Here is a 7899-nt window from a genome sequence, read left to right on the forward strand (position 1 = left end):
TTTTGTAAGGTTATGTTATGGCAAGCCATCTTTTTTTGGAGTAAACTTAGGGCATAAAGAAAAAGGAGAGAAACCATGAAAACAATTTTACAAAAGAAACATACAAGTAAGCCGAGTCCAAAGGATATCGAGCGAGTTCAAATGGGCATCGAAATGATGCAAGCTCAGTTTCAATTAATGGGATATTAAAAAGGAGAAGTTAAAATGACAGTATTAGATGTAAAACACGTTCAGAAGATTTATAAAACTCGCTTTCAAGGCAGCCAAGTAGAAGCCCTGAAAGACATTCACTTTACGGTAGAAAAAGGTGATTATGTTGCTATCATGGGTGAGTCTGGTTCCGGGAAATCAACCCTACTCAATATTCTCGCCATGCTTGACAAACCAACTCGTGGCCAGGTCTTCCTAAACGGAACTGACACAGCTACCATTAAAAATTCTGAAGCATCAAGCTTCCGTCGTGAAAAGTTAGGCTTTGTCTTCCAAGACTTCAATTTGTTAGATACGCTTTCTGTTAAAGACAATATCTTACTCCCTTTGGTATTGTCTAGAAAGCCTATTACAGAAATGATGAAAAAATTAGTCGTAACGGCTGAAAATCTTGGCATCAATCAATTGCAGGAGAAGTACCCTTATGAAATCTCTGGTGGACAAAAACAACGGGTAGCAGTTGCACGCGCCATCATCACAGAACCAGAAATTCTCCTTGCTGATGAGCCAACAGGAGCTCTAGATTCTAAGTCATCTGCAGCCCTTCTTGATATTTTTGATCAGATCAATGAACAAGGACAAACCATTCTCATGGTAACCCATTCAACAGCTGCAGCAAGTCGTGCGAAACGTGTCCTCTTCATCAAGGACGGAATTCTTTACAATCAAATCTACCGTGGTGAAAAGACTGAGCGTCAGATGTTCCAAGAAATCTCTGACACCTTGACTGTTATGGCAAGTGAGGTGAACTAGTATGTTTCGATTAACCAATAAGTTGGCCATATCCAACTTAATCAAAAACCGCAAACTCTATTATCCTTTTGCACTAGCAGTTCTCCTTGCAGTTACTATCAGCTACCTATTTTATTCATTAACTTTTAATCCTAAAATGGTAGAAATGCGGGGTGGATCTTCTATTCAATTTACCCTACAACTAGGTCTCATCGTAGTAACACTTGCATCTGCCATTATCGTCCTTTATGCCAACAGTTTTGTCATGAAAAATCGTTCCAAAGAACTGGGTATATATGGCATGTTGGGACTAGAAAAGCGACATTTGATTGGTATGACCTTCAAGGAACTCTTGATATTTGGGCTTGTAACAGTCACTGCTGGGATTGGGATTGGTGCCCTCTTTGACAATCTGATTTTCGCTTTATTGCTAAAACTTTCAAAGATGAAGGTGGAGTTAGTCGCAACCTTCCAATGGTCCGTAGTCCTTTCCATCCTTCTGGTATTTGGTTTTATCTTTTTAGTCATTGTCTTCCTAAATGCTATCCGCATTATCCGTATGGATGCTCTCCAACTATCTCGTGAGAAAGCAAAAGGTGAGAAGAAGGGTCGTTTCCTAGTGTTTCAGACAATCTTGGGACTACTCTCTTTAGGTAGTGGCTATTATCTAGCTCAAAGCGTAACAAATGCTCTATTAGCTATTTCTACCTTCTTTTTAGCTGTAATACTGGTCATTTTAGGAACCTATCTCTTGTTCAATGCTGGGATTACAGTTTTCTTGAAAATGCTCAAGAAAAACAAGAAATATTACTACAAACCTAACAATCTCATTTCTGTTTCTAACCTCATTTTCCGTATGAAGAAAAATGCGGTTGGTTTAGCGACTATTGCCATCCTTTCCACCATGGTTTTGGTCACCATGTCGGCAGCAACCAGTATCTACAATGGTTCTGAAAATATTAAAAAACTCCTGTATCCTCATGATATGTCAATTTCAGGACAAAATGTAGAAGTTGAGGATTTAGACCAACTTTTAACTCAGTATGCCAAGGAAAAGAACCTAACAATCAGCACTAAGGATGTTCTTAGCTATGCAAGTTTCGGCCTTTCTAGTCAAGATGGTACCAAATTAACCACCTTTGCAAAAGGTCAAAATAGTGTTATGCCCAAGACAGTTTTCCTAGTTTTTGATCAAAAAGACTATGAAAAAATGACTGGACAAAAGCTGAACCTTACGAATAATGAGGTGGGACTATTCGCTAAGAACGATGGCCTTAAAGGTCAAAAAGCATTCAGTCTGAACAATCAGAACTATACGATCAAGCAAGAAATCCAGCAAGATTTCCTCAGAGACCATGTTGCTAACCAGTATGTACTTTTGATCTCAGATTATAACTACCTTGTTGTCTCAAATTTACAGGACTTTTTAGATAAATACCAGGATTCTGCTATATACACTCAGCTATACGGTGGAATGGATGTGACGGCAAGTAAAGAGGAACAACTCAAACTTGCAGATGATTTTGAAAACTACTCTGATAATTTCAGTCACAATCTCAAGAACGAGAATGGTATGGTTTATGGTGCAAACATTGCGAGTGAGTCAACTGTCGAAATGAACGCTCTCTTTGGTGGAGTCCTCTTTATCGGTATTTTTCTCTCTATCATCTTTATGGTAGGTACTGTACTCGTTATCTACTATAAACAAATTTCAGAAGGTTATGAAGACCGTGAACGCTTTGTCATTCTGCAAAAGGTTGGTTTGGATCAAAAACAAATCAAGCAAACCATTAACAAGCAGGTCTTGACTGTTTTCTTCCTACCTCTGGCCTTTGCCTTTCTTCATCTGGCTTTTGCTTATCACATGTTGAGCCTGATTCTCAAGGTCGTTGGTGTTGTTGATTCAGCCATGATGTTAAGCGTAACTCTTTCCATTTGTGGTATCTTTGCTTTAGTCTATGTCCTAATCTTTATGATTACTTCAAGAAGTTATCGCAAAATTGTTCAAATATAAAAATAAAGGATATAATGTAAAGTCTGAAAGTTATTTTGACGGAGGAATCCTAGATTATATTGAATACTCTATTTTAGTAGCTATAATTTACGAGTTTACCTTGAGGATCACAACACCTTGGGAGATTTGCATGATACATAATTGGAAAACCAAACACACTCATCATGTTTAAACATTAAAACGTTATCTTCTTTCAGAGGAGATAACGTTTTTTCTTCTTCGGATAAGGAAACAAAAATTTCTACCTTTCTCTATCTCTTAAATTGATTGATTTCTTCAGAGAAAGGCTGTAAAATTTTTGATATAATGTTAAATATGGACTGATGGATATTTAAAGGATAATTTTCAAAAGAATGACAAGTGAGAATTAAAAATATGTAAGATTGGACGGATGTCTCTCTACCACCATCCATGCAGAAACAAGATTATATGAAATAAAAGGAGTAACCAATGACCGGAAACTATTCAACACGTGAATACCGTGAGAAATTATATGATGACCTTCATGTTCGATTAAGAGATACAGTAATTTTAATGTGTGCGATTTTTATTGCCTCTATAGGTCTAAATATGAATTCAACAGCTGTCATTATTGGAGCCATGCTGATTTCCCCTCTCATGACACCGATTGTTGGACTGGGATTCGGTTTAGCTATTTTTGATACGCGTTTAATCAAGCAATCTCTAGAGGTTTTATTTACTCAAGTATTGGTCAGTTTGCTTGTCTCGACTCTGTATTTCTGGATTTCTCCCTTATCTTATGCAAGTAGCGAGTTGATTGCACGAACATCTCCAACCATTTGGGATGTTCTCATTGCTATTGCTGGTGGGATTGCAGGTGTAATTGGTTCAAGGAAAAAAGAAGCAAACAATATCGTGCCTGGAGTAGCCATTGCAACAGCTCTAATGCCACCTATCTGTACTGCAGGCTATGGTTTAGCTAATGGGAATGTGCGATTTTTATTTGGGGCTCTCTATCTTTTCTTGATCAACTGTGTTTTTATCATGCTAGCCAACATTGTTGGAACAAGAATTTTGATGAGAAAATCTCCTTTAAGTTCATTTAAAGAGCTAAATATTAAAATGAAAATTGGGTTGATATCCTTGATTGTATTATTGGTTCTTCCAGCCAGCTATTCAGCAGTCACTCTGACGATGGATCAAGCGCGAAAAGAAGGGATTAAACAGTTTGTAGGCAAAGAGTTCGCCAATCATACGGTCATTAATCAAGTCTACAAGTCAAGGAGCAATGAATTGGTCTTGACGGTTGTTGGAGATCCGATTTCAGAAGAAGAATTAGAAACCATTCGCCAAAAACAAGCCTCTTACGGTATTCAATCTGTTCAATTGAAAGTCAATCAAGTCCATAATTCGACAAAATTAGATAGTGAGACGGCCAAGGAATTTTACGAAACCATTAACCAGTATATCGATCAAAAACTCTCTGAAAAAGATTCACAAAAAGACCTCGTAAAAGAAAATGAGGCAGACAAGGACTGAGGATAGTCAACTTATCTAACTCATGGAAGCAAATCTTGGGAGGATATCCTATATCCAAAAGTTAGTGGATAGAAAGGATTGTTGATGAGGATACATTTGTGGAAGTTTGACCAATCACTACTAGCTCAGGTTAAATAAAGAAGCAACAACGTTTTCAGTTGTTGCTTCTTTATTTAGCTGGAGTTTTTATCTCAGGTTTTATCGTTTATTTCTCAACACGAGACTTGTTAGCAATATCTGCAAGAATCAATTCTACAAATGCGTCTACCGGCATAGTTTCAGTTTCTTTTTGACCATAACGGCGAACGTTTACAGCCTTCTCTTCCATTTCCTTGTCACCAACGATCAATTGGTAAGGAATCTTTTGTGTTTGAGAAGCACGGATCTTGAACTGCATTTTTTCATTACGTTCATCCACATCGGCACGGACACCACGGTCACGAAGTTTCTTAGCTACTTCCCAAGCGTAGTCCACGTGTTTTTCGTTCGAAACTGGGATAAGAGTTACTTGGTGTGGGGCAAGCCATGTTGGGAAGGCCCCCTTGTAGTTTTCAATCAAGATAGCTGTGAAGCGTTCCATGGTTGAAATAACCCCACGGTGAATCATAACTGGACGGTGTTCTTCACCATCAGCTCCGATGTATTTAAGGTCGAAGCGCTCTGGAAGCAAGAAGTCAAGCTGGATAGTAGAAAGGGTTTCTTCTTTTCCAAGGGCAGTCTTAACTTGGATATCCAATTTTGGTCCGTAGAAGGCTGCTTCACCTTCAGCTTCAAAGTAGTCAAGTCCCATGTCATCCATAGCTGATTTCAACATACGTTGAGCATTTTCCCACATTTCATCATTATCAAAGTACTTGTGAGTATCTTGAGGGTCACGATATGATAAACGGAAACGATAGTCAGTCAAGTTGAAATCTTCGTAAACGTCGATAATCAATTGAAGCGTACGTTGGAACTCATCTTTAATTTGTTCAGGTGTTACGAAAGTATGACCATCATTAAGTGACATTTCACGTACACGTTGAAGCCCTGTAAGAGCACCAGATTTTTCATAACGGTGCATCATACCGATTTCAGCAATACGGATTGGCAATTCACGGTATGAGTGAACGTGGTGTTTAAAGACCTCGATATGGTGAGGACAGTTCATTGGACGAAGAACGAATTCTTCACCATCACCCATATCCATGGTTGGGAACATATCTTCACGGTAGTGATCCCAGTGACCAGAAGTCTTGTAAAGTTCTACTGAGGCAATTGGTGGAGTGTAGACGTGTTGGTAGCCAGCAGCGATTTCCTTGTCGACGATGTAGCGTTCCAATTCACGACGGATAGTCGCACCATTTGGCAACCAGAATGGAAGACCTTGACCAACTTCTTGAGAAATCATAAAGAGATCCAATTCTTTACCAAGTTTACGGTGGTCACGTTCTTTGGCTTCTTCACGCATTTGAAGGTAGTTCTTCAAGTCTTTCTTGTCAAACCAAGCTGTACCGTAGATCCGTTGCATCATGGCATTGTCGCTATTTCCACGCCAGTAAGCACCAGCTACGTTGAGAAGGTGGAAGATTTGGATGCGACCTGTTGATGGGACGTGTGGGCCACGGCAAAGGTCTATATATTCACCTTGACGGTAGATAGTCAAACCGCCCTCATCTTCAGAGTGTTCTTCGATCAATTCCAACTTGTATGGATCATTTTTGAAGATTTCACGCGCCTCGTCTTTAGTCACTTCTTCACGGATTGATGGGAAGTTTTCTTTAACGATTTTCTTCATTTCTTCTTCGATACGAGGAAGGTCTTCGTTAGAGATTTGACCAGCTTGGTTGTCAGTGTCGTAGTAGAAACCATCTTCGATGGCTGGACCGACACCCAAGTGAATATCTGGGAAGAGGCGACGAGCTGCTTGAGCAAACAAGTGAGCTGCTGAGTGACGCAAGATTGGAAGAGCATCTTCGTGATCAGGTGTCACGATTTCGATGCTTCCGTCTTCAGTGATAGCACGAGTAGTGTCGATGAGTTTGCCGTTGAATTTACCAGCAAGGGCTTTTTTAGCTAGGGAATTGCTGATAGATTGAGCAATTTCAAAAGTTGTAACGCCAGATTCGAATTCACGAACAGCGCCATCTGGGAAAGTAATTTTAATCATGATTTTCTCCTTATATTATTAGTTATCAATTATTTTTATAGCAGAAGTGTTTCCCTATTTCAGCAGTTTTAAATCAAGAAAAACAAAAAGCGACCTCCCAAAAGGACGTCGCAACGTGGTTCCACCTTCGTTTATGTACAACAAAAACTGTTGACACCTCTGATTGGCTCTAACGTGGCCACCGTTTTATGTTTGCATAAAAGTCAGTAGAGTAGTATCAGTATAGTCTTCCTATGCGTTCTCAGCAACCACGCACTCTCTGGTAGAAAGGTTCTAAGTGACTTGTCTCTATGCATTATTATAGCATGATTGTGAGATTTTTCAAGGATTTTGTGAAAGTTTTTTGTTTTTCAGTTTTTGCACTAGATTCTTAATAGCGGCACCGACAGCCATACCCGCGAGGGCAAAGATTTCATAGGCTAGGAAGTAGAGAAGGATAAATTCTCCGAAAGTAATGATGGTAAAGCAAAAGAGCAAGCCAACTCCAATTAACCACCAAACTGAGAATTTGAAACGATAAGTGTAGAATAGTGATACTATGAAAGTCACCAGTGGAGAGAAGATAATAACGTTGCCGATGGTGAGCTCCTTCAAGATATAGTTTTCAGTAATAGTCCATAATAACAGCTCATAAAGTGGCCAATAAAAGAAAAATATGACCAGATAGTAGGGGAGATATTGCGAGAATTTACGCATGGTAATCACCTCTCTTTTCAAGATGTCTACTTAGATATACTTCCTATAACTATTATAGCACTTTTGCGGTAAGAATAGTAAATCAGTTGACAAAGAAGTTAGTTATTGGTAGAATAGGAAATGTCGTAAAGACAAATAACTTCTTCTTGGTTACAGGCATGCCAACCTGTCACTCGGATGAAGCCAAATAAAAAGGAGAAACATCATGGCAATCTCAAAAGAGAAAAAAAATGAAATCATTGCACAATATGCACGTCACGAAGGTGATACAGGTTCAGTAGAGGTTCAAGTTGCTGTCCTTACTTGGGAAATCAACCACCTTAACGAACACATCAAACAACACAAAAAAGACCACGCTACTTACCGTGGATTGATGAAGAAAATCGGTCGCCGTCGTAACTTGCTTGCATACTTGCGTAAAAACGACGTTAACCGTTACCGTGAGTTAATCAACTCTCTTGGACTTCGTCGCTAATCTTGCGTCTAAAACGTTTCTATACTTCGTTGGCTTCTCCTCGATGTACCATCAGTACAATCTTCGGCTTGCCGCCTAGTCTATAAACGTTTTGTCCAGCAAGAATCAAGCTCTCTGATATCA

At 39.2% G+C, this 7899-nt stretch carries 6 protein-coding genes; 4 read left to right on the forward strand and 2 right to left on the reverse strand.

The features are described 5' to 3' along the window. Positions 1–204: 204 nt before the first annotated feature. The 3 genes from O3658_RS07295 (at position 205) to O3658_RS07305 (ending at position 4456) form a co-directional block, all read left to right on the forward strand. Complete coding sequence (locus tag O3658_RS07295) at positions 205–963, forward strand: ABC transporter ATP-binding protein (RefSeq protein ID WP_371560422.1); 759 nt, start codon at positions 205–207, stop codon at positions 961–963. A gap of 1 nt (position 964) precedes the next feature. Beyond that, positions 965–2956 carry an ABC transporter permease gene (locus O3658_RS07300; protein WP_371560425.1) on the forward strand — a complete coding sequence of 664 codons (1992 nt, stop codon included), beginning with the start codon at positions 965–967 and terminating at the stop codon, positions 2954–2956. Positions 2957–3406: 450 nt separating this feature from the next. Beyond that, positions 3407–4456, forward strand: coding sequence for a DUF389 domain-containing protein (locus O3658_RS07305; RefSeq protein WP_371560427.1), 1050 nt, complete (start codon positions 3407–3409; stop codon positions 4454–4456). Between the two features lie 205 nt (positions 4457–4661). Here O3658_RS07305 and thrS read toward each other — a convergent pair whose 3' ends face one another. Together thrS and O3658_RS07315 are read right to left on the reverse strand one after the other, a co-directional pair. Continuing rightward, positions 4662–6605, reverse strand: a complete 1944-nt coding sequence (thrS, locus tag O3658_RS07310) for a threonine--tRNA ligase (protein ID WP_371560429.1) — start codon at positions 6603–6605, stop codon at positions 4662–4664. Between the two features lie 321 nt (positions 6606–6926). Then, complete coding sequence (locus O3658_RS07315; RefSeq protein WP_371560431.1) at positions 6927–7301, reverse strand: hypothetical protein; 375 nt, start codon at positions 7299–7301, stop codon at positions 6927–6929. 205 nt (positions 7302–7506) lie between these two features. On the opposite strand from O3658_RS07315, the gene rpsO reads away from it, so the two are divergent. After that, positions 7507–7776 carry a 30S ribosomal protein S15 gene (gene rpsO / locus O3658_RS07320; RefSeq protein WP_001018251.1) on the forward strand — a complete coding sequence of 90 codons (270 nt, stop codon included), beginning with the start codon at positions 7507–7509 and terminating at the stop codon, positions 7774–7776. The last annotated feature ends 123 nt before the right edge of the window (positions 7777–7899 follow it).

Origin of the sequence: Streptococcus sp. 27098_8_69 (assembly GCF_041432445.1) — a bacterium.
Taxonomy (GTDB): Bacteria; Bacillota; Bacilli; order Lactobacillales; family Streptococcaceae; genus Streptococcus.

Excerpts from the sequence above, each read along its gene's own strand:
- O3658_RS07295 (WP_371560422.1), top strand. The coding sequence starts at position 205 with ATGACAGTATTAGATGTAAAACACGTTCAGAAGATTTATAAAACTCGC.
- O3658_RS07300 (WP_371560425.1), top strand. The coding sequence starts at position 965 with ATGTTTCGATTAACCAATAAGTTGGCCATATCCAACTTAATCAAAAAC.
- O3658_RS07305 (WP_371560427.1), top strand. The coding sequence starts at position 3,407 with ATGACCGGAAACTATTCAACACGTGAATACCGTGAGAAATTATATGAT.
- thrS (WP_371560429.1), bottom strand. The coding sequence starts at position 6,605 with ATGATTAAAATTACTTTCCCAGATGGCGCTGTTCGTGAATTCGAATCT.
- O3658_RS07315 (WP_371560431.1), bottom strand. The coding sequence starts at position 7,301 with ATGCGTAAATTCTCGCAATATCTCCCCTACTATCTGGTCATATTTTTC.
- rpsO (WP_001018251.1), top strand. The coding sequence starts at position 7,507 with ATGGCAATCTCAAAAGAGAAAAAAAATGAAATCATTGCACAATATGCA.